The sequence below is a fragment of the Asaccharospora irregularis DSM 2635 genome (assembly GCF_900129815.1).
Taxonomy (GTDB): domain Bacteria; phylum Bacillota; class Clostridia; order Peptostreptococcales; family Peptostreptococcaceae; genus Asaccharospora; species Asaccharospora irregularis.
Genome location: NZ_FQWX01000002.1, coordinates 47,973 through 69,147 on the forward strand (window position 1 = coordinate 47,973; position 21,175 = coordinate 69,147).

Here is a 21,175-nt window from a genome sequence, read left to right on the forward strand (position 1 = left end):
TATTAATATAAGTTATTAAAAAAATCAGGAGGTAATTGTATGTTTAATAAAGTTGTAGAAATAATAAAGGATCAATTAGGAGTTGAAGATAAAGAAATAACTATGGAAACTTCTTTAATGAAAGATTTAGAGGCAGACTCATTAGATGCAGTAGAAATAATAATGGCCTTAGAAGATGAATTTGATATAGAAATACCTGATACAGAGGCTGAAAAATTTAAGTCTATAGGTGATATAGTTAAATATATAGAAGCTAATAAATAGTGGAGGTATCTCTATGAAAAAGAGAGTAGTTATAACTGGATTAGGATGTGTAACTCCTGTTGGGATAGGAAAACAAGAGTTCTGGAACAATATAAAATCAGGAGTATGTGGTATTGAAAAGATTACTAGATTTGATGCTAGCACTTTCCAAACTCAGATAGCAGCAGAAGTTAAAGATTTTAATGGAGAAGAATATATAAGTAAAAAAGAATTAAAAAGATTAGATAGATTTGCTCAATATGCAATAGCTGCCTCTAAAATGGCGGTAGAGGATGCAGATTTAGATCTAGATAAGGTAGATAAAAATAATATGGGAGTTATCGTTGGTTCTGGTATAGGTGGAGTTGGGACTATGGAAGAACAACATGAAGTACTTATGAAAAAAGGAAATAAAAGGGTAACTCCGTTTCTTGTACCTATGATGATAGGAAATATGGCTGCAGGTCAAGTTTCAATATTTCTGGGTGCAAAAGGACCAAACACAAATGTATGTACAGCTTGTGCATCAGGTACTCATTCAATAGGAGATGCTTTTAAAATTGTTCAAAGAGGAGATGCTACTATAATGGTAGCGGGAGGCTCTGAAGCAGGAATAACACCACTTTCATTTGCAGGATTTTGTAATATGAAGGCTATGTCAGTTAGAAATGATGATCCTAAAACTGCTTCTCGTCCTTTTGACAAAGATAGAGATGGTTTTGTAATGGGAGAAGGTGCGGGTATAGTTATACTAGAAGAACTTGAACATGCTTTAAAAAGAGGAGCTAAGATATATGCTGAGGTTGTAGGATATGGTTTGACAGCAGATGCTTACCACATGACTACTCCAGCAGAAGATGGTGAAGGTGCAACAAGGGCTATGGAAATGGCACTGAGAGATGGGGATGTATCTATTGATGAAGTAGATTATATAAATGCCCACGGTACTTCAACACCGTATAATGATAGATTAGAAACATTGGCAATAAAAAATGTGTTCAAAGAAAAAGCATATGATTTGTGCGTATCTTCAACAAAATCTATGACAGGTCATTTACTTGGAGCGTCAGGTGCAGTAGAGGCTATTATTTGTGCTATGAGTGTAAAGGATGGATTTGTTCCCCCTACTATAAATGTACAAAACTTAGATGAAGAGTTAGACTTAGATTATGTATTAGATAATGGAAGAGATAGAGAGATTAGATATGCAATGTCAAATTCTTTAGGATTTGGTGGTCATAATGCTACTATAATATTAAAAAAATATGTATAAAAGATAATATGTAGTTAAAAAATATTAAAAGGAGTAAGATTTCCTACAAAAATGGGAGGTTTTACTCCTTTTAATATTACCTGTATTTAGGCAATTAATCATATTATGCAAATATAGCTTAAATACTTGAAAAATGAACCAAATATGTGATAAACTTTCTTTAAAATAGATTAAAATTTAAAATAAATTGGCAATTTAAGTACCTTATTATTTCTAAGACTTAAGGGGGAAATAGTCTGTGAGTAAAAAACTGTTAATAGTGATGGCTAGCATATCTGTAATTATAGGTTCTATTGCTATATTTATTAAATACAATCCGAATAACTCAGATCCACGAATTACATTAGACAAAATTTATCAAACATACCTTAGAGAAAATAAACTCGACAGTAAAGACTTAAAAAAATTAAATGAGACTATCCGACATATGAGTGATGGAGTGGACAAAGAATTTTTAGTTGGATTTAGTAATTATGCAAATGGAAATAACAAAGAGGCAAAAAAGTATTTTAAATTAGTCAGTAAAGAGTTCAGTAGAAGTACAGACCCTTTGATAAAAATATATACAGGTAAATTTTTAGCACAAATAAACATTGAAGAAGGAAATGATAAAGAGGCTATTAATGTGGTGAAAAATACATTTGACTCAATACCAAAAGGCAGTTATGAAGAACTATTAGAACATATATGGGGGTTACTTTATCCGATTGGGTATTTAGAGGGCGGTTATGATTTAATAATATATGCCTTAAATGATATTATGAGCATAGATCGTAATCTAGGAAAAGAGCAGCAATTATATATATATGAACGATTGTCTTCTGTACATAGGTTAAAGAGAAATTATTCTCAAGCGGTATATTTGACTGCAAAGGCTATTGCACTAGCCAAAGATCAGGGTGATGACTTTAAAGAATCTGTTTTAAAAATAGATTTGGCATCTATGATATTTCAATTCGATGAATATGCCCGTGCAGAAAAGCTTATCAAAGAAGCACTACAAGTCAATATTGAGGGTGTAGGAGCTAATGCAGAATCTAAGGTATATGCAATATCGAGTTTGATGGAGGCATATGTAAAATTAGAACAATATGATGATGTACTAAAGTATGGAAAACAATTACCCCAGTACGAAGATGATGTAGACTGGGATATATACAATGATATATCTATACTCGGAAATATTTTTATGGCACAATCTTATATGCATAAGGGGGACCTTAATAGAGCTAAGCAATGCTTAGATGAGGTAGAGGAGATTTTCAAAACAGATGAATATATATTTTTCTGGGATAAAGAGATATATTACTACGAGGCATTAGGTCAGTACGATGAAGCAATTGGAAATTATGAAAATGCAATAAAAAATTATGAAAAGGCGCTAAAAGAGAGCAATGAAAAAGAAGTTAGCATAAAGAAATTAGATGTGCTTGAGCGTTTATTTTCACTATATGACAAACAAGGCGACAGAGAACAAGAAGATAAATATCAGAAGCTTTTAATCGCAGAATACAAAAATAATAAAAATACAAGAAATGAAGAAAATGTTTCTTATATTTTAGAGAAGGTAGATAGTGAAGAGAAAATGCTAGAAAGGGCTAAAAAAGAGTTGGCATTTTATAAAGTAGCTTCGATAATTGTTTTTCTTGCTACACTAATATTTGTATTTTTAGGTATGCAACTGAGAAAATCCCAAAAACAAAGCTGTATAGATGGTTTAACGGGTGTTTATAATAGACATTATTTTGATATAATTTATAATAAATACATAGAGAGAAAAGAAAAGTTTTCTGTTATGATGGTAGATATTGATAATTTTAAGGCCATCAACGATACCTATGGTCATGAGTTTGGCGATACTGTAATAAAAGGGATAACTGAGACTATAGGAAATCTATTAGATGAAGAGGATAAGGAATTTAGGTATGGTGGAGAAGAATTTATTATATTAATAAAAGACAAACCTATAGAGCAGGTATTTAAGATAGCAGAAAAAATAAGAAGTGCAGTTGAATCTAAAGTGTGGAAAGAGGACATCGTTGTGACTATAAGTCTAGGGGTAGCAGAATTTAAAGGAGATAAAAACGTAGTAGAGATAGCAGACAAAAATTTATATATGGCTAAAAAAATTGGAAAAAATAAAGTTGTATAAAAATGATATAAAAGTTATATAAAATTATGTAAAAAGGATATATAGGATTTTTAGATTTATTAAGTTCAGCATATTATAAATTTTAATTTAAGTTTATACTGTGGTGGACTTTTTATAATCTTACTTCTAAGGGGGATAAGATAATGTGGTTTATGAATTTAAAGAAGACAACTTGCAAGAATTGTTATGCATGTATAAGATCCTGCCCAATTCATGCTATAGAAGTTAAAAATGAACAGGCACAGATAATGCGAGATAGATGCATATTATGCGGGAGATGTTCTAAGGCATGTCCTCAAGGGATAAAGATAATAAGGTCTGAACTTAGGCTTGTTAAGAGGTATTTGGAAAATAAGGATACAGTAGTTGCGTCTGTATCACCTAGCTTTCCTGCAGTTTTTGGGAAAAACAGCGATAAGCTTCCAAGAGTTCTTAAAATGCTAGGATTTGACTATTTCGAGGAGACTTTGGCTGGAATAGATCCTATTATAGATGAATATGAGAATTATGCTAACAAAGATGATGAGGATACATATATAACTAGTTTTTGTCCATCTGTAAACTTACTTGTTCAAAAGCATTACCCTGATTTAATTAAAAACTTAGTACCAGTAGTATCTCCTGCTGTTTATCATGGAAGGGTTCTTAAAGAAAAGTATGGGGAAAATGTTAAAGTTGTTTTCATAGGGCCTTGTATATCCAAAAAAACTGAGTGCCAAGAGGAATATTCTATTGATGCAGTGATTACCTTTAAAGAATTGATTAGATGGATAAGAGAGGAAAATATAGAACTGGATAGTTTAGACGAAGAACCATTTGGATATTTTAGTGAGGATAAAAGAGTATTTCCTATATTAGGTGGATTAGGGCAGTCAATATCACATAGAAATCCTAAAAAAGATGTTATAGAAGTAGACGGACTAGAGGAATGTATGGAGGTATTAAAATCTATTCAAAAAGGAAGACTAAAAAATACTTTTATTGATATGAGCTGTTGCAGACATAGTTGCCTGGGCGGATTTGGTATGCCGAGGGATAATGTAAGCTGCTATGAGAGAGAACAAAGGATTAGAAAATATTCTAGTAGTCAGGTCAATATACCAAAAAAACTAGATGATAAGTCTAAGAGATTGTTAAAAGAGGATTGCAATATAGATACTTACAAATTGTTTACATCGCTAAATATACCTCTTAAAATACCAACTGATATAGAAATAAAAAAAATCCTAAACACAATGGGCAAATATACACTTAAAGATGAACTAAATTGTGGGAGTTGTGGGTATCATACTTGCAAGGAAAAAGCCATAGCTGTGTATAACAATATGGCGGAGGTAAATATGTGCCTTCCTTTTATGAGAGAGAAAGCGGAAAATTTAGCTAATATAATTTTTGAGACAACTCCCAATATGATTGTTATTTTAAACAAGGAACTTGATATTTTACAGCTAAATCCATCTGCTAGAGAATTTTTAGGAATAGAAGAGGGAATAGAAAAAGGTATGCCTATAGTAATGTTTTTAGATGACAAAATTTTCAGTAAAGTAAGGATGACTAGAAAAAACATATTTAGAGAAAAGGTTGTCATTAAGAATAAGATGGCAACGGTTATCCAAAGTGTAATATGGTTAGAAAAAGAGCAGCTTATGTTGTGGATAGCAGATGATATTACGGAAAATGAAAAAAAGGAGAAGAAAGTTCAAAAAATGAAAATAGATGCAATGGATATGGCACAGCATGTTATAAATAAGCAGATGACTGTTGCACAAGAAATTGCAAGTCTTCTAGGTGAAACGACTGCCGAAACAAAAGTAACATTAACTAATCTTAAAAAACTTATTTTAGAGGAAGAAGAGGAACAGGTGGATGAATAGTGGAATTTTTGTCGACTTTGCAAGTGGTAGTTTAAATAAATATACAGAAGAATTATGTGGTGACAAAGTAGAATTTTATAACAAAGATGGCGATTTTATTGTCGTACTGTCTGATGGATTAGGTAGTGGTGTAAAAGCAAATATTCTAGCCACTCTAACGGCTAAGATAGCTGTAACAATGCTGAGAGATGGACTATTAATTGAAGAAGTAGTGGACACAATATTAAAAACTCTTCCAGTGTGTTCTATAAGAAATGTAGCTTATTCAACCTTTACAATTATAAAAATAGCAAAGGATGGAATGGCATATATAGCAGAGTTTGATAATCCGAGTGTATTTTTTATGAGAAATAATGCAATAAAAAAATTAGACTGGATTTATAAAGAGATTAATGGACAAAAAATAAGAGAAACTAATTTTAAATTACAGGAAAAAGACATAATAGTATCTGTGAGTGATGGAGCTATTTATGCGGGAACAGGACCCACATTAAATTTAGATTGGAGATGGGATGATATTGCAAGGTATTTAAAGAGATTTACCAATAATGATATGTCGGCAAGGTCAGTGGCCAACGAGTTATTAGGTGTGTGTGATCAGCTTTATATGCAAAAACCACAAGATGATACTACAGTAGCTGTTATAAAAATTACTAAATCACAAAAGGCCGTTTTATTTTCAGGGCCACCTATAGATAAGGATATGGATAAGTTAATAGTTGAGAAAATAATGAACACTAAAGGTAAAAAAATAGTTTGTGGAGGATCTGCAGGAAATATTGTAGCTAGAGAGTTAGGAAGAGATATAAAAACAAATTTTAGAATAGTAGATAAAGAAGTACCTCCTATGGGGTATCTAGAAGGAATAGACTTATTGACAGAGGGAGTATTGACAATAAGAAAGGCGACAGAAAAATTAAAAATGTTAAAATCATCTACGGATTTAAAAATATTAGATGGTGAGGATGGGGCATCTAGATTGGCTAAAATGTTGTACGAAGATTGTACTCATATAAAAATGTTGGTTGGTAGAGCTATAAATCCTGCTCACCAAAACCCAGATTTTCCTAGAGAGTTAAATATAAAGGTGTATGTATTAAATTCACTAAAAGATGTTCTTGTTGATTTAGGAAAAATTGTTGAAATAGAGTACTATTAGATATAGTAGCATTCAATAAAGTAGTATTAGAGTACATACAAGTTTATTGTGTTATAATATATGATTGTATCTTCATTAGATAAAGCCCTTTAATGTAAAAAATAACATTTCAAGTGTGGTATAATTGTACTTGAGATTAGAAATATAGATTTGGAGGAACAGTTATGAAGAATCTATCTAAAGTATCAGATGGATATTTAGAAAATAAAATTAAATATTTAAAATTACTCGCAAAACAGTATCCTAGCATATCAAAGGCAAGTACTGAAATTATAAATTTAGAGGCAATACTAAATCTTCCAAAGGGAACAGAGCATTTTATAACAGATATACATGGGGAGTACGAACCATTTGTTCATGTGCTTAAAAATGGATCTGGTGTAATAAAAAGAAAGATAGAAGAATTATTTTCAGACACATTAGATGAAAGTGAAAAGAAAATGTTGGCTACCCTTGTTTATTATCCAGAAGAAAAAATAGAGTTAATTACTAAACAAGAAGATAATATAGAGGATTTTTATAGAAAAAATATATATAGGCTTATAGAGCTTTGTAGGTATGCATCTAGTAAGTATACAAGATCTAAGGTAAGAAAGCTTTTACCGGATGATTTTAAGTATATAATAGAAGAGCTACTACACGAGCATATGAACAGCCAACACAAAAAAGAGTACTACAAAAGCATTGTAGAAACAATAATACAAATAGATAGAGCAAAAGAATTTATAATAGCTATATCCACAGCGATACAGAAACTAGTTGTAGATAAGCTTCACATTATTGGAGATATTTATGATAGAGGACCGAGACCAGATATAATAGTAGATAAATTAATAGAACACCACTGTGTAGATATACAATGGGGAAACCATGATATATTATGGATGGGTGCTGCTTCTGGAGAAAAAACTTGTATAGCAAATGCACTTAGGATATCAGCTAGATACGCAAATTTAGATATAATAGAGGATATTTATGGAATAAACTTACTTCCGCTTGCTACATTTGCAATGGATATGTACAAAGACGATCCTTGCAAGGATTTTATGCCGAAAACTAATGACCAGAGCTTTACAAGTAGAGAAAAATCATTAATAGCTAAGATGCATAAGGCAATAAGTATAATTCAGTTTAAATTAGAAGGGGAAGTAATAAATAGAAGACCTGAATTTGAGATGGATCATAGACTTCTTTTAAATAATATAAACTACGATAATGGAACAATAAATATAAAGGGAAAAGAGTATAAATTAAAGGATACGTATTTCCCTACTATAGATAAAAACAATCCATATAAACTCACAAATGAAGAAAAAAATATAATTGATAAGCTGGTAATTTCATTTAAGAGAAGTGAGAAGCTACAAAAGCATGTTTCATTTTTATTTTCAAAAGGAAGTATATACTTAAAAGCCAATTCAAATCTTTTAATACACGGCTGTATCCCACTAAATGAAGATGGAAGCTTTATGTCCATGAAAATAAAAGGAAAAGAATACAGTGGAAAAGCCTTGATGGATAAGATGGAAGCCTTATCTAGAGAGGGGTATTTCTTTGAAAGTAAATCTAATCAAAAACAATATGGAATGGATATTATGTGGTATTTATGGACTGGGAAATGTTCATCTCTGTTTGGAAAAGACGATATGACAACATTTGAAAGATATTTTATAAATGAAAAAGAAACACACAAGGAAAATAAGAATCCATATTTTAAATTTAGAGAAGACGAGAGTATATGTGAAAAGATATTCGAGGAATTTGGACTTGAGGTAGAGGGTTCTCATATAATAAATGGGCACGTTCCAGTTGAAAGTAAAAAGGGAGAAAGCCCTATAAAGGCAAATGGTAAAATACTTGTAATCGACGGAGGATTCTCTAGGGCTTATCAAAATAAGACGGGGATAGCAGGGTATACTCTGATATATAATTCTTATAGTTTGCAATTAGTGTCGCATGAACCGTTTAATTGTGCAGAGGAAGCTATTGTAAATGAGAGTGATATTTTATCTACGACAGTAGTAGTTGAACATAAAGCTGAGAGAAAAAGAGTAAGAGATACAGATAATGGAATAAAAATTCAAGAAGAAATAGATGACTTAAAATTACTTTTAATGGCTTACAAAAAAGGTCTGATAAAGGAATTGCAATAGTTATAAAGTAATAATATCAAAAAAATAAAATGCCTACTATTTACAGATTAAATAGTAGGCATTTTTTGTGCAAAAAAATATGTAATATTTTATAAATTATTTAAATAAGCTTATATAAACAAGAGAGGAGGACAGGGTATGAATAAACTTTGTGATGAAGTATTAAATTCTCTTAGTGTAAATATAAGGGAAAGAGTAAAAAGAATTTCTGATGAACATACAAATATAGAAGAAATAAGAATAAGATCAGAAAAGCCATTGATAATAAATGCAGGAAATAGAGATTACTTTTATAATGAGAGTTTGGATAAATTGGACTTAAAAATAGACAACCCATATATAGTGTCACGAGAAGATGTAGAACAGACATTTCAAATAATATGTAAGTACTCAATACACTCATTTATGGACGATATAAAAAAGGGATTTATAACTTTAAGAGGCGGTCATAGAGTGGGATTAGTTGGAAAGGTTATAGCAGAAGATGAGCAAATAAAAAATATAAAAAATATATCATCTTTAAATATTAGGATTTCAAGACAAATAATTGGATGTTCAGATAAAATTTTAAGACATATATTAGGAGAGAATAATCAGGTAAACAACACATTAATAATTTCTCCTCCACAATGCGGAAAGACTACTTTAATTAGGGATATAGTTAGAAATTTGAGCAATGGAAATAGAAATTATAAGTTTAGAGGAATAAAGGTAGGATTAATAGATGAACGTAATGAAATAGCAGGATCATACCTAGGAGTTCCGCAAATGGATGTTGGAATAAAAACGGATATAATAGAGACTTGCCCAAAAGATTTAGGTATTATGATGCTTCTAAGATCTATGTCTCCGAATGTAATAGTAACCGATGAGATAGGCAAAGAGAGTGAGGTAAAGGCTCTATACACTGCTTTAAATGGGGGAGTAAATTTAATAACCACAGTTCATGGAAATTCTATAGAAGATATAAAAAATAGAAAGGAACTCAGTTCTTTGGTGGATAGAGCTTTGTTTAAAAAAGTAATAATATTGTCTGCAAAAAAAGGACCTGGAACAATAGAAAAAATATACGATTTAGAAGAAAAGAGATGGTATTTTGCAAATTAAAATATTTCTAATAGGGATTTTAGTTGGGTGCAGTTATCTGATAGGAGAGTATATCTATAAATCTTACATAAATAGAAACAGACAAATAAATGATCTTATAAGAGTTTTAGAAATAATGAGAATGGATTTATCTTTTGGATTATATACATTGGAGGAAATATTTAGCAGGATAGGTGAGAAAAAAGAATTTCAATTTTATAGATTTTTTAAAAGTATGGAGTATGAATTAAAGAATTATCCGGGAAAAACTTTAGAGGACATATTAGAGTCAAGCTCAGAAACTCTTCATAAATATACTTATTTACAAAAGAAGGAGGTAGATGAAGTAAAAAAACTAATACTCACTTTAGGAAAGAGCGATATAACATCACAACAAAGAATAATTGACCTATCTGTAGAGAATCTAAAAAAGCTAACAAGCGAAACTACTGAGGATATAAATAAAAAGGGAATATTATACAAAAAACTTATAACATTTATAGGTATAGGACTAGGGATTATATTAATTTAGGGGGGTTGAGTATGGATATAACACTGATACTAAAGGTTGCTGGTATAGGGTTATTAATATCGGTACTAAATATGATTTTAGAAAAGACAGATAGAAAAGATTGGGCAACTTTTACGACATTAGCAGGAGTAGTAATAGTTTTGGGACTTGTATTAACAGAAATAAGTGATTTATTTAATACAGTTAGAACAATGTTTCAACTTTACTAAAGAGGAGGAGATATCTTGGAGGTAATGCAATTAGTAGGTATTGCAATAATTTCAACTACACTTTGTTTAGTAATAAAAAAGGATAGGCCTGAAATGGCAAATTTCATAGCTATAATTACTGGTATTGTAATACTACTTTCTGTAATTTCTAAACTTAATTTCATAATAGAAAGTGTACAAAATTTAGCAGATAAAGCAAATATACCTACCATGTATATATCATTGATAATTAAGCTAATTGGAATAGCCTACATAATGGAATTTGCAATACAACTCTGTAAGGACTGTGGGGAAGGAAATATAGCTTCAAAACTTGAGTTTGGAGGAAAAATAATAGTAATGACAATGTCATTCCCTATACTTTTATCTATTGTAGAGATGATATTAAATATAATGCCATAGGAGAATGAACACTTATGAAAAAAATATTTTGGATTATGATTACAACGATGTTGTTATTATCAGGTAGTCAATCTATTTGTTATTCTGATAATACAGGGCTAGATAATAAAGGCGTAGAAAATCAAGTAGAAAAACAAAAGGAAGTTATGACAAGCGATGATTACGATGAGACAAAGAGCAGCATTGACAAATATATCGATGGTCAATTAGATAAGGTAGATTTGGATGGTGTACAAAATTATATAGATGAAGAGGGAAGTGTAAAAGGTTTAGATTTAAAAGTATTTATAAAAGACCTGATTCAAGGTAAAAAAAATATACTAGATTTATTTGATAAGGATCAGATTAAATTGATAATGTTTAAAGAGTTAAAATCGAGCCTAAAAGTTGCTACAGTAATATTGGTTCTAGCACTTTTCTCTTCAATTCTAAAAAGTTTGGACAATTCTTTTTCAACGGGAGCTATAAGTAAAATAACCACCTATATAGTATTTATAACAATGGTTTCTGTGGTTTTGATAGGGTTTAAGGATGTATTAGAGATATCTTATAAGACGATAGACAGCACCATAGGGCTTATGCAGGTGATTATGCCTATACTTATGACACTTTTAATATTAATAGGTCTACCAATAACATCTACAGCTTTAAATCCAATTTTTATAGGTGGTGTAACTCTTATAAATATTGTTTTTAAAAAGTTCATGTTTTTATCGATTACATTAGCATTTGGAATATTAATAATAAATAATTTATCTACAAACATAAAGCTCAAGAAGTTATCATCATTTATAAAACAGGTAAATATAGCATCTATTGGAGCTATATTTACTGTATATCTAGGACTTGTATCAATACAGGGGTTATATGTAACTAGTTTTGATAAGTTTAGTATAAAAACTGCCAAATTTGCAATAGGAAACTTTATACCTGTTGTGGGAGGTTTTGTATCAGACTCTGTAGACATATTAATATCATCATCACAACTCATAAAAAATGTATTCGGAGGAGTTGGTCTAGTAATACTAGTTGGGATCTGTCTTATTCCTATAATAAAAATAGTTTCTATAATAGTAGTCTATAAACTAGCTGCTATTGCTGTAGAGCCAGTTGGAGAAGAAGGGATTTCAACTTTTCTAAACGAAGTAGCAAACTTAATGATAGTAATGCTTGCTTGTATAATTGCAATAATGATAATGTTCTTTGTAACAATAGCTATACTGACATCATTAAGTGTGGTTACTCAAGGCTAGGAGGAAGTATATGTTAAATAGTATAAAAATGTGGATAGTAAGTATAATGATCGGAGCATTCATAGTAAATATAGTAGAAATGATATTACCTGAGTCTAAGATAAAACCGTATATAAATGTAGTCCTGAACTTTATATTTGTGTTTATTGTGATAACTCCAATAATAGGTCTATTTTCTAATGGTATGAGCTTAGAGGATAGAATATTAAAATCTATTGAAAAATACAATAGAGAGTATGTAGATAGTACTAACAAATTAGCAGATAAGACAGGAAATCACAGCTTAGAAAGAGGATATGAAGATGGATTAAAAGAGGTATTGGCACTAAAACTAGATGATTATGGCTATGAATTAGAAGATATAGACTTAGACGGATCTGATATTAATAATATAAAAATAAAAGAAAAAAGTAGTAATAACAAGGACAAAAAAGACATAGAATCTAGTAAAAGTGAAAATTCTAAACAGGTATTTAAGGATAAAAATAGTCAACACGAGTTAGATCTAAAGAGGGAAAAACTAAAAGATGACCTAGTGAAGATACTTGATGTCTCAGTTGAAACCATAGAAATTAACAAATAGGGGTTGAGTAAATGTTAAAAAACTTAAATGAAAAGGATAAAAAGAAGATATTATCACTATTGTCTTTAGCAGTTGTATGCGTTATAGCATTAGGAATGTTATCTTGGCTACAACCAGGTAACAAAACAAAGGATAAAGTGGAAGCTAAAAAAAGTGACAAGAGTGATGTATCAGAAAGTACAGAGGAACATAGCTTAGAGCAGAAGCTAAAAAAGATTCTATCCCAGATTGATGGGGCAGGAGAAGTAGATGTAATGATTACCTTTGAGTCAAGTGAAGAAATTCAACCAGCGTTCAATTCTAACCAGACAACAGAAAAAACAGAGGAAAAGGATGCTCAGGGAGGGGAAAGAACAGTTACGACATCAAGTGAAAATAAGACTATGATAACTTCAGGGTCAAGTAATCCTGTAGTAATAAAAACTACAGAACCAAAAATAAAGGGAGTAATAGTTGTAGCAAGTGGTGCGAGTGATCCATCAGTAAAGGAAACTCTTTATAGTGCAGTACAAACATCATTGCAAGTGGCAGGACATCAAGTTGAGGTATATTATAAATAAAATAAATTTTACATATAACCGGGGGGATAAAAATGAAATTTAATTATAGGGGAAGAGGATTTGTAATAGTAGTATTAACAGCGATGTTAGTAGTAGTAGGAACTGTAAATTATCAGTTGAGTAAGAAATCTTTGTTAGAAACGTCAAAGGAATTTAAAGCATATGAAGAGGCTCAATTAGAAAAAAACTCAGATAACAATGCAAAAAAAGATTCTAAGAGTGAGAAGGTAGAAGTTGTAGATAGTAAAGCAAGTAAAGTAGAAGAAAAGGTAACTGAAACTAGCAAAAAGATAGAAAAACAGCTCACATCTGAAAAAAATATGAAGAAAACGTCTTATGTGATAGATATGAAAATGACTAGGGAAAAACAAAGAAATGAGCTAGTACAAGAGTTAAATGAAATGATCAACAATCCATCTACAGCAGAAGAGTCTAGAAAAGAGGCGTCTAATATGAAGTTGGGTATAGTTAAGAACCAGGAGATGGAACTACAAATAGAAAATATTTTAAGTACTAAGGGATTTGAAAACTCTCTTGTATATATAAGTGATAAGGGAATAAATGTAGTGGTAAACAAAGAGTCGCTGGATAAAAAAGATGCAGCAAAGATTTTTGATTTAGTGGCTCAACAATCTGGAGCAAAATATGAAAATATAAAATTAACTAATAACAAATAAACTCTTTGTGTGTAAAAAATATTATACTGGATAAAATAGTAGTATACTATTTAAAAAAATAACCTTAGTATTAACTAAGGTTATTTTCTTGCAAAGTGGAGCTGCATTTGGTATTATAGTTATAAAAATAGTTCCTTAAATAGGGGGTAGTATTTATCATGGAAAATAATAACTTTGGACAAGTGAAGATATCTAATGATGTAATAGCTACTATAGCTGGACTTGCAGCTTTAGAAGTTGAAGGCATAGAAACGACAACAACATTAACAGATAAATTACTTAAAAATAACGGTGTAAAAATACAAATAGAAGAAGAGGAAGTTAACTTAGATGTAATGGTTATGATAAAGTATGGAATATCTATACCAGATACTGCTTTTAAAGTACAAGAAAATGTAAAAAATACTGTTGAAACAATGACAGGATTGAAAGTTTCTCAAGTGAATATACATATTCAAGGAATCAGCTTTAAGAAAGAAAAAGCTGAAAAAGAAGAAACTAAGCAGACTAAACAACAATCTAAAAAAAGTTAATATAAGCCCTCTGAAAACTCAGAGGGTTTTTTGTGTTAACACTGACATAACAAACTAAGGAGGATTACAGCTAATGAAAAATGATAAAGCCAAAAAAGTTACTACGAGAGAATTTATGATGAAATTAATCTATCAAGTAGATATAAACAAAGAAGGGATGGAAAGTTTAGAAGGTATGATAGAGAGTTTTTTAGAAGACAATTTAGAATACATTCAAGCTAGATATCAAGAATTAAGACTACAATACTCTAATAATCCAAACATAAAATTAGATAGCTTAACTTTAGAGGATATAGTAGATAAAGAATATATGAAAAAGATAAGTTCTTATCTAAAAGACAATAGTGAAGAGGTGGATGGATTAATAGACAAATACGCAAAAAATTGGTCGGTAAGTAGAATGCCAAGAGTAGACATATCTATACTAAGACTATCTTTGTGCGAGATGTTATGCTTGGAAGATATCCCTAAAAGAGTTTCTGTAAATGAGGCTGTAGAATTAGCAAAAATATATTGTGATGATAAGGCTCCTAAGTTTATAAATGGAATACTAGGAAGTGTTATTGATGAGATCGGAGAATAATATAATAATTGGAATAGATACTAGCTGCTATACTACTTCTATAGCAGCTATATCTTTAGATGAAAAAGTCTTGTTTAATGAAAGAATAGTTTTAGATGTAAAAGAGAACTCCAAAGGTCTAAGACAGAGTGAGGCAGTTTTTCAACATATAAATAACATAAGCAAGATAAGTGAGAAAATAGAAAAGCTAATAGAAAATTATAACATTAAGGGTATATGTGCATCAAAAAGACCTAGGCCGGTAGAAGGGTCTTATATGCCAGTATTTAATGTAGGCTATAATGTCGGCAAATTAATGTCGACTATTTCAAAATGTCCTTTTTATGAAACGAGCCACCAGGAAAATCATATTGAGGCAAGTTTATTTGAACATAAATTAAAAGATAAAAATAAGTTTTTGTCAGTTCATATGTCGGGAGGGACAATGGAGGTTCTTTTGGTATCAAAGGATATAAATGCTTACAATATAGATATAGTTGGAGGAAGTCGTGATATAAGCTTTGGACAACTTATAGATAGGGTTGGAGTAAGCATGGGATATAAGTTTCCTGCTGGAAGATATATAGATGAAAACGCTTTAAATTGCACTGAAAAAATACTTCAAGGGCTAAAAACTTCCGTAAAAGATGGATATATGAATCTCTCAGGTCTTGAAAATCAAGTCAATAGAATAATAGATAAAAATACAAAGGAATATATATCTAAATTAGTTTTAGACTCAGTTGTTAGAAATATGTTTAAAGTACTAGTGTATTTATCTAAAGAGTATAGTATAAATGAGGTTGTTTTCGCAGGAGGAGTGGCTGCTAGTAAGTATATATCAAAGGAATTGACATATAAGTTAGAAAAGAACAATATAAAGGCATATTTTTGTAGACCAGAATATTCAACAGACAATGCGGTTGGCTGTGCTATAATAGGTTTAAATAAAAATAAAATACAAGAGTAGTTTTAGGAGAAGAAATATGAAAATAAGAGCTTTAGAAGTAAGTGAAGCAAATTCATATATAAAAAGGATTCTTATTAATGATCCTATACTTTACAACCTTAAGGTAAGAGGTGAAATATCAAATTTTAAGGTACATAGTAGTGGCAATGTTTATTTATCGCTTAAGGATCAAAATTCAAAATTAAACTGCGTTATTTTCAAAAGTAATTACGATAAAAAATTAGATTTAGAAGATGGAGTAAAAATAATAGCAGATGGATATATATCTGTTTATGAAAGAGATGGATCATATCAACTTTATATTAACAATATTGAGATTCAGGGAATAGGTAACTTATATATTGAGTTTAATAGATTAAAAGAAAAGCTAGATAAAGAAGGACTTTTTGATAGAAAATATAAAAAAATAATACCCCAAATGCCTACTTCAATAGGAGTTGTAACATCAGAAACAGGAGCGGTAATAAGAGATATAATAAATGTAGTAAAGAGAAGGTATCCAAAGATAGAGATAAAATTATACCCAGTAACGGTACAGGGAAGTAAGTCTGCAAAAGACATATGTGAAGGGATAAACTTTTTTAATGAAGTACAAAAAGTAGATACTATTATAGTTGGAAGAGGTGGGGGATCGATAGAAGAACTTTGGTCTTTTAATGAGGAGATAGTGGCTAGGGCTGTTTTTAACTCAAAAATACCGATAATATCTGCGGTAGGTCATGAAACTGATTTTACAATATGTGATTTTGTGGCAGATATGAGAGCGCCAACACCTTCAGCTGCAGCAGAAATAGCGACACCGTCACTAGATGATATAAATTATAAACTTGACAACTTAAAAAATAGAATGGGTAAATCTTTAATAAATAAAGTTCAAGTTGATTCATATAGGATAAATACTGTGTTCGAGAGAATAAATAATTATTTAAAGGCCTATATAATAAAAGATAAAATTATACAACTAGATAAGATATATGATAAAATAATTTTTGAGATAAAAAATAATATGTCTTCTGAAAATGAAAAATTAAGTAAGCTAGGAGCTATACTTCACAATCTAAGTCCTTTATCTACTATTGACAGAGGATATAGTATAGTACAAAAACAAGGAGAAATTATAAACAGTATAGAAAATCTAAAGCAAGAGGACTCCATCGATATATTTTTAAAAGATGGAAAACTTGAATGTACAGTAGATAAAATAAAAAATAAAGAGGTATAAGTATGAATTTAACATATGAAGAAGCCTACAGAAAATTAGAAGAAATTTTGTATAAATTAGAATCCAAAAGTACAAGCCTAGATGAGTCGTTGGGTCTGTATGAAGAGGGAATAGCACTTTATAAACACTGTAATAAGTTATTAGAAAATGCTGAACTTAAAATAAACAAATTTAATCAGTTAGGATTAAAAGAGGAATTTAGTATTAGGGAGGAGTAATAGTGGAATTCAAAATATTATTGAAAGAAAAAATTGATTATATAGAAGAATTATTACGCTTATATATGCCAAAAGAAGAGGGATATCAAAAAACTGTAATAGAGGCAATGAACTATAGTTTAAATGCAGGAGGAAAGCGACTAAGACCAATACTAGCCCTAGAAGCGTGCAGGGTAGTAGGAGGAAATGAAAAAGATGCTATACCTTTTGCTATTGCAATAGAAATGATACACACATACTCTTTAATACATGATGATCTACCAGCACTTGATAATGATGATTTTAGAAGGGGAAAACCATCCAACCACAAGGTATATGGAGAGGCTATGGGTATATTAGCAGGAGATGCTCTTTTAAATTATGCATTTGAAGTAATGCTATCAAATTCTGTAGACAAAGAGGATCCAGGAAAATATTTAAAGGCAATAAATGAAGTTGCAAAAGGGTCAGGAATATATGGAATGATAGGTGGACAGGTGGTAGATGTTGAAAGTGAAAACCAACAAATACCAAAAGAAAAGCTAGACTATATCCATATGAATAAAACAGCAGCTATGATAGTTGGAGCTATGAGAGCTGGGGCTATTGTTGGTGGTGCTAATAGTGAACAATTAGAAGATATAACTAATTATGCCAAGAATATAGGGTTATCATTCCAAATAGTAGATGATATATTAGACATAGTTGGAGATGAGAAAAAGCTAGGCAAAAAAGTTGGAAGTGATATAGAAAATAATAAATCAACATATCCATCAATATTAGGGTTAGATAAATCAAAAGAAATAGCGCTTTGTTTAATAAATGAAGCAAAGGATAATATAAGTAAATTATCAGAAGATGTAGCCTTTTTAAATGGATTGGCTGATTATATAATAGCCAGAGAATACTAAGGAGGGAAAATGGACTTTTTTTCGGAAATTTTTAGCAACAAAGTTTTATGGATAAGTATTTTCGCCTGCTTCATGGCGCAATTCATAAAGATATTCACAGGACATAATTCAAAAATAGAAATTTCGAGAATATTTACCTCTGGGGGAATGCCAAGTTCACATAGTTCATTTGTTACGAGTTTGGCTACATTAGTAGGATTAGACAGAGGGTTTTCTTCAATCGAATTTGCAATAGTCACTGTATTTGCACTTATAATAATGTATGATGCAGCTGGAGTTAGACGAGCGGTCGGGAAGCAGGCAACAATATTAAATCAAATAGTAGATGATCTTCATAAGGGAAAACATATAGAACAGAAAAAATTAAAGGAATTAGTAGGCCATACACCTACTGAGGTATGGTTTGGAGCTATACTCGGTGTTGTAATAGCCATATTAATGTCATAAATTGAAAAATATAATATTATATGATATAATTTCTATGTTTAAAATGTGTTATAGAATGAATATATCTTAGTCAATAATAAGATATATTCATTTTTTTCTAGTTACTATATAAAGCTACTAGTTCAATATGAATTTATTTTAAATTAGTCTTCTATAGAAGACTTTTTTATAACATATATATAGAATACTATACTAAATTAAAATTTTTAGATAAGTATAACACTACTATATATGTAGAAAATAATTATTAAAATTATTTTAAAAATCTTATCGAATAAAAGGTGAGGATAAAATGTATAAATATTTAAATAAAGTAAACTCTCCAGAAGATATAAAAACTATGAGTACAGAAGAGATAGACTTACTAGCAAAGGATATAAGAAAATTTTTAGTTAAGTCGGTATCTAAAACAGGAGGGCATTTAGCTTCTAACTTAGGTATAGTAGAATTGACATTAGCATTACATAAGGTATTTGATAGTCCAAAAGACAAAATAGTATGGGATGTAGGTCACCAATCTTACGTACACAAAATAGTTACGGGTAGGAAAAATGATTTTTCATCATTGAGACAGCTTAATGGATTAAGTGGTTTTCCAAAAGAGAGTGAAAGTCCTCATGATATATTTGATACAGGACATAGTTCTACATCAATTTCAGTTGCAACAGGTATTGCTTGTGGTAGGGACATAAAAAATGAAGACTACAGTGTAATAGCAGTAATAGGAGACGGATCAATTACCGGGGGATTAGCTTTAGAAGCCTTAAATCACTTAGGTTATATAAATAAAAATGTAATAATCATACTTAATGACAATGAGATGTCTATAGATAAAAATGTCGGAGGTATGTCAAGACATCTTTCAAGTATTATAAGAAATTCAACTATAAATAAAATGAAAGATGAGATGGAAAAAATACTGAATGTAACACCAGCAGGAAATATAATATCTAAAACTGCTAACAAGGTAAAAGACAGCATAATAAGCAATTTCACACCACAGAATTGCGAGTTCTTTGATTCTTTGGGTATAAAATACTATGGGCCTATAGACGGGCACAATACACAAGAAATAATTGATATGTTAAAAAAGGCAAGAACAAAGGATGGCCCTGTTTTATTACATGTAATAACTAAAAAGGGCAAGGGCTATAAATATGCAGAAGAACAACCTGATAAATATCACGGGGTGTCTAAGTTCGATATAAAAACAGGAGTAAAACCTTCAGGGAAAAAATCTATATCAAGTGCTGTTGGGCAAAAACTAACAGATATGGCATCTAAGGACGATAAAATAGTTGCTATAACAGCAGCTATGCCATCAGGAACGGGGTTGAATATATTTGAGAAAAAGTATCCAGACAGGTACTATGATGTGGGAATAGCAGAGCAACATGCAACAACATTATCAGCAGGTCTTGCAAAAAACGGGATGAAACCATACTTTGCAGTATACTCATCTTTTTTACAGAGGGCATATGATCAGCTTATACATGATGTTTGCATAACTAAGAAAGCTGTAACATTCCTTATAGATAGGGCTGGTATTGTAGGTAATGATGGTGAAACTCATCATGGTATATTTGATTTAAGTTATCTAAATCCAGTTCCAAATATCGTTGTAATGGCGCCAAAGGATACAAGTGAACTAGAACTGATGATGGATTTATCATTAGAAATAAATCAACCAGTAGCAATTAGATACCCAAGAGGAAATAGTTATTACTTAGAAAAAGGCAAGTATGATAAAATAAATTTAGGCGAGTATGAAATTATAGATGAAGGAAAAGATATAGCTGTTTTGGCAATAGGAAACATGGTTAAACATGCTATTGAAGCGAAGGAAATATTATTAAAGGACAGTATAAACCCTACAATAGTAAACTCTAGATTCCTAAAGCCTATAGATGAAGAGTTACTTCATAGGATACTAAAGTCTCATAAAAAATTAGTTACAATAGAGGATAATGTGATTGCAGGAGGCTTTGGAAGCGTAATAAATAAATTTATATTAGACAATAATTACAATGTAGACATAATAAATATCGGAATAGATGGGCAGTTTGTACAGCATGGTAATGCTGATGAACTCTATAAAATATTAGGTTTATCACCGGAATCTATAGCAGCAAAAATAAAGAATTTTAAGTTATAGTTTCTATATACTCAAAGAAAAT

Annotated in this window: 22 protein-coding genes; all 22 read left to right on the forward strand. The window is 30.6% G+C overall.

From position 1 onward, the window contains the following. The first annotated feature begins 39 nt into the window (after window positions 1-39). The 22 genes from acpP to dxs all read left to right on the forward strand — a co-directional run bounded on the left by acpP (window position 40) and on the right by dxs (window position 21,153). A complete protein-coding gene (gene acpP / locus BUB34_RS01230) occupies window positions 40-264 on the forward strand; it encodes an acyl carrier protein (protein WP_073123441.1) in 225 nt (74 codons plus the stop codon). Window positions 265-277: 13 nt separating this feature from the next. After that, on the forward strand, window positions 278-1,516 hold the full coding sequence (gene fabF, locus BUB34_RS01235; protein ID WP_073123443.1) for a beta-ketoacyl-ACP synthase II: 1,239 nt from the start codon (window positions 278-280) through the stop codon (window positions 1,514-1,516). 238 nt (window positions 1,517-1,754) lie between these two features. Then, a complete protein-coding gene (locus BUB34_RS13020) occupies window positions 1,755-3,668 on the forward strand; it encodes a GGDEF domain-containing protein (RefSeq protein WP_143153280.1) in 1,914 nt (637 codons plus the stop codon). Between the two features lie 143 nt (window positions 3,669-3,811). Beyond that, complete coding sequence (locus BUB34_RS01245) at window positions 3,812-5,542, forward strand: [Fe-Fe] hydrogenase large subunit C-terminal domain-containing protein (RefSeq protein WP_073123444.1); 1,731 nt, start codon at window positions 3,812-3,814, stop codon at window positions 5,540-5,542. Continuing rightward, the gene (locus BUB34_RS01250; protein ID WP_073123446.1) at window positions 5,535-6,701 is read left to right on the forward strand and encodes a SpoIIE family protein phosphatase; all 1,167 of its coding nucleotides are present in this window, start codon (window positions 5,535-5,537) and stop codon (window positions 6,699-6,701) included. The genes BUB34_RS01245 and BUB34_RS01250 overlap by 8 nt, the downstream gene beginning before the upstream one ends. 164 nt (window positions 6,702-6,865) lie before the next feature. After that, window positions 6,866-8,854: a fructose-1,6-bisphosphatase gene (locus BUB34_RS01255; RefSeq protein ID WP_073123448.1), complete on the forward strand. Its 1,989-nt coding sequence runs from the start codon at window positions 6,866-6,868 to the stop codon at window positions 8,852-8,854. A 138-nt stretch (window positions 8,855-8,992) separates the two neighbouring features. Further along, the gene (spoIIIAA, locus tag BUB34_RS01260) at window positions 8,993-9,961 is read left to right on the forward strand and encodes a stage III sporulation protein AA (protein WP_073123450.1); all 969 of its coding nucleotides are present in this window, start codon (window positions 8,993-8,995) and stop codon (window positions 9,959-9,961) included. After that, window positions 9,951-10,472 carry a stage III sporulation protein AB gene (locus tag BUB34_RS01265; RefSeq protein ID WP_073123452.1) on the forward strand — a complete coding sequence of 174 codons (522 nt, stop codon included), beginning with the start codon at window positions 9,951-9,953 and terminating at the stop codon, window positions 10,470-10,472. Before spoIIIAA ends, BUB34_RS01265 begins: the two co-directional genes overlap by 11 nt. Before the next feature lie 11 nt (window positions 10,473-10,483). Next, entirely contained in the window at window positions 10,484-10,681 is a 198-nt protein-coding gene (spoIIIAC, locus tag BUB34_RS01270; protein ID WP_073123454.1) for a stage III sporulation protein AC, read from the forward strand. A 24-nt stretch (window positions 10,682-10,705) separates the two neighbouring features. After that, entirely contained in the window at window positions 10,706-11,083 is a 378-nt protein-coding gene (gene spoIIIAD / locus BUB34_RS01275; RefSeq protein WP_242948801.1) for a stage III sporulation protein AD, read from the forward strand. A gap of 14 nt (window positions 11,084-11,097) precedes the next feature. After that, on the forward strand, window positions 11,098-12,336 hold the full coding sequence (spoIIIAE, locus tag BUB34_RS01280) for a stage III sporulation protein AE (protein WP_242948795.1): 1,239 nt from the start codon (window positions 11,098-11,100) through the stop codon (window positions 12,334-12,336). A 10-nt stretch (window positions 12,337-12,346) separates the two neighbouring features. Further along, window positions 12,347-12,919, forward strand: coding sequence for a stage III sporulation protein AF (locus BUB34_RS01285; RefSeq protein WP_073123458.1), 573 nt, complete (start codon window positions 12,347-12,349; stop codon window positions 12,917-12,919). Between the two features lie 11 nt (window positions 12,920-12,930). Further along, window positions 12,931-13,479, forward strand: a complete 549-nt coding sequence (locus tag BUB34_RS01290; RefSeq protein ID WP_073123460.1) for a stage III sporulation protein AG — start codon at window positions 12,931-12,933, stop codon at window positions 13,477-13,479. 32 nt (window positions 13,480-13,511) lie between these two features. Then, entirely contained in the window at window positions 13,512-14,156 is a 645-nt protein-coding gene (locus tag BUB34_RS01295; protein ID WP_073123462.1) for a SpoIIIAH-like family protein, read from the forward strand. A gap of 158 nt (window positions 14,157-14,314) precedes the next feature. Then, window positions 14,315-14,689: an Asp23/Gls24 family envelope stress response protein gene (locus BUB34_RS01300; protein ID WP_073123464.1), complete on the forward strand. Its 375-nt coding sequence runs from the start codon at window positions 14,315-14,317 to the stop codon at window positions 14,687-14,689. A 73-nt stretch (window positions 14,690-14,762) separates the two neighbouring features. Then, complete coding sequence (nusB, locus tag BUB34_RS01305) at window positions 14,763-15,272, forward strand: transcription antitermination factor NusB (RefSeq protein WP_073123466.1); 510 nt, start codon at window positions 14,763-14,765, stop codon at window positions 15,270-15,272. Then, complete coding sequence (locus BUB34_RS01310) at window positions 15,256-16,221, forward strand: Kae1-like domain-containing protein (protein ID WP_073123468.1); 966 nt, start codon at window positions 15,256-15,258, stop codon at window positions 16,219-16,221. Before nusB ends, BUB34_RS01310 begins: the two co-directional genes overlap by 17 nt. Before the next feature lie 16 nt (window positions 16,222-16,237). Then, window positions 16,238-17,443 (forward strand): exodeoxyribonuclease VII large subunit, encoded by a 1,206-nt coding sequence (xseA, locus tag BUB34_RS01315; RefSeq protein ID WP_073123470.1) that lies wholly within the window; start codon window positions 16,238-16,240, stop codon window positions 17,441-17,443. Window positions 17,444-17,445: 2 nt separating this feature from the next. Further along, window positions 17,446-17,661, forward strand: a complete 216-nt coding sequence (gene xseB, locus BUB34_RS01320; protein ID WP_073123473.1) for an exodeoxyribonuclease VII small subunit — start codon at window positions 17,446-17,448, stop codon at window positions 17,659-17,661. A gap of 2 nt (window positions 17,662-17,663) precedes the next feature. Continuing rightward, window positions 17,664-18,551, forward strand: coding sequence for a polyprenyl synthetase family protein (locus tag BUB34_RS01325; RefSeq protein ID WP_073123475.1), 888 nt, complete (start codon window positions 17,664-17,666; stop codon window positions 18,549-18,551). Between the two features lie 9 nt (window positions 18,552-18,560). Beyond that, window positions 18,561-18,998 carry a divergent PAP2 family protein gene (locus tag BUB34_RS01330; RefSeq protein WP_073123477.1) on the forward strand — a complete coding sequence of 146 codons (438 nt, stop codon included), beginning with the start codon at window positions 18,561-18,563 and terminating at the stop codon, window positions 18,996-18,998. Between the two features lie 292 nt (window positions 18,999-19,290). Then, window positions 19,291-21,153: a 1-deoxy-D-xylulose-5-phosphate synthase gene (gene dxs / locus BUB34_RS01335; protein ID WP_073123479.1), complete on the forward strand. Its 1,863-nt coding sequence runs from the start codon at window positions 19,291-19,293 to the stop codon at window positions 21,151-21,153. Window positions 21,154-21,175: the final 22 nt, after the last annotated feature.

Bases quoted from the DNA above. Each gene is read 5' to 3' on its own strand.
- acpP (WP_073123441.1), top strand. From the start codon at position 40: ATGTTTAATAAAGTTGTAGAAATAATAAAGGATCAATTAGGAGTTGAA.
- fabF (WP_073123443.1), top strand. From the start codon at position 278: ATGAAAAAGAGAGTAGTTATAACTGGATTAGGATGTGTAACTCCTGTT.
- BUB34_RS01245 (WP_073123444.1), top strand. From the start codon at position 3,812: ATGTGGTTTATGAATTTAAAGAAGACAACTTGCAAGAATTGTTATGCA.
- BUB34_RS01250 (WP_073123446.1), top strand. From the start codon at position 5,535: ATGAATAGTGGAATTTTTGTCGACTTTGCAAGTGGTAGTTTAAATAAA.
- BUB34_RS01255 (WP_073123448.1), top strand. From the start codon at position 6,866: ATGAAGAATCTATCTAAAGTATCAGATGGATATTTAGAAAATAAAATT.
- spoIIIAA (WP_073123450.1), top strand. From the start codon at position 8,993: ATGAATAAACTTTGTGATGAAGTATTAAATTCTCTTAGTGTAAATATA.
- spoIIIAC (WP_073123454.1), top strand. From the start codon at position 10,484: ATGGATATAACACTGATACTAAAGGTTGCTGGTATAGGGTTATTAATA.
- spoIIIAD (WP_242948801.1), top strand. From the start codon at position 10,706: ATGCAATTAGTAGGTATTGCAATAATTTCAACTACACTTTGTTTAGTA.
- spoIIIAE (WP_242948795.1), top strand. From the start codon at position 11,098: ATGAAAAAAATATTTTGGATTATGATTACAACGATGTTGTTATTATCA.
- BUB34_RS01285 (WP_073123458.1), top strand. From the start codon at position 12,347: ATGTTAAATAGTATAAAAATGTGGATAGTAAGTATAATGATCGGAGCA.
- BUB34_RS01290 (WP_073123460.1), top strand. From the start codon at position 12,931: ATGTTAAAAAACTTAAATGAAAAGGATAAAAAGAAGATATTATCACTA.
- BUB34_RS01295 (WP_073123462.1), top strand. From the start codon at position 13,512: ATGAAATTTAATTATAGGGGAAGAGGATTTGTAATAGTAGTATTAACA.
- BUB34_RS01300 (WP_073123464.1), top strand. From the start codon at position 14,315: ATGGAAAATAATAACTTTGGACAAGTGAAGATATCTAATGATGTAATA.
- nusB (WP_073123466.1), top strand. From the start codon at position 14,763: ATGAAAAATGATAAAGCCAAAAAAGTTACTACGAGAGAATTTATGATG.
- BUB34_RS01310 (WP_073123468.1), top strand. From the start codon at position 15,256: ATGAGATCGGAGAATAATATAATAATTGGAATAGATACTAGCTGCTAT.
- xseA (WP_073123470.1), top strand. From the start codon at position 16,238: ATGAAAATAAGAGCTTTAGAAGTAAGTGAAGCAAATTCATATATAAAA.
- xseB (WP_073123473.1), top strand. From the start codon at position 17,446: ATGAATTTAACATATGAAGAAGCCTACAGAAAATTAGAAGAAATTTTG.
- BUB34_RS01330 (WP_073123477.1), top strand. From the start codon at position 18,561: ATGGACTTTTTTTCGGAAATTTTTAGCAACAAAGTTTTATGGATAAGT.
- dxs (WP_073123479.1), top strand. From the start codon at position 19,291: ATGTATAAATATTTAAATAAAGTAAACTCTCCAGAAGATATAAAAACT.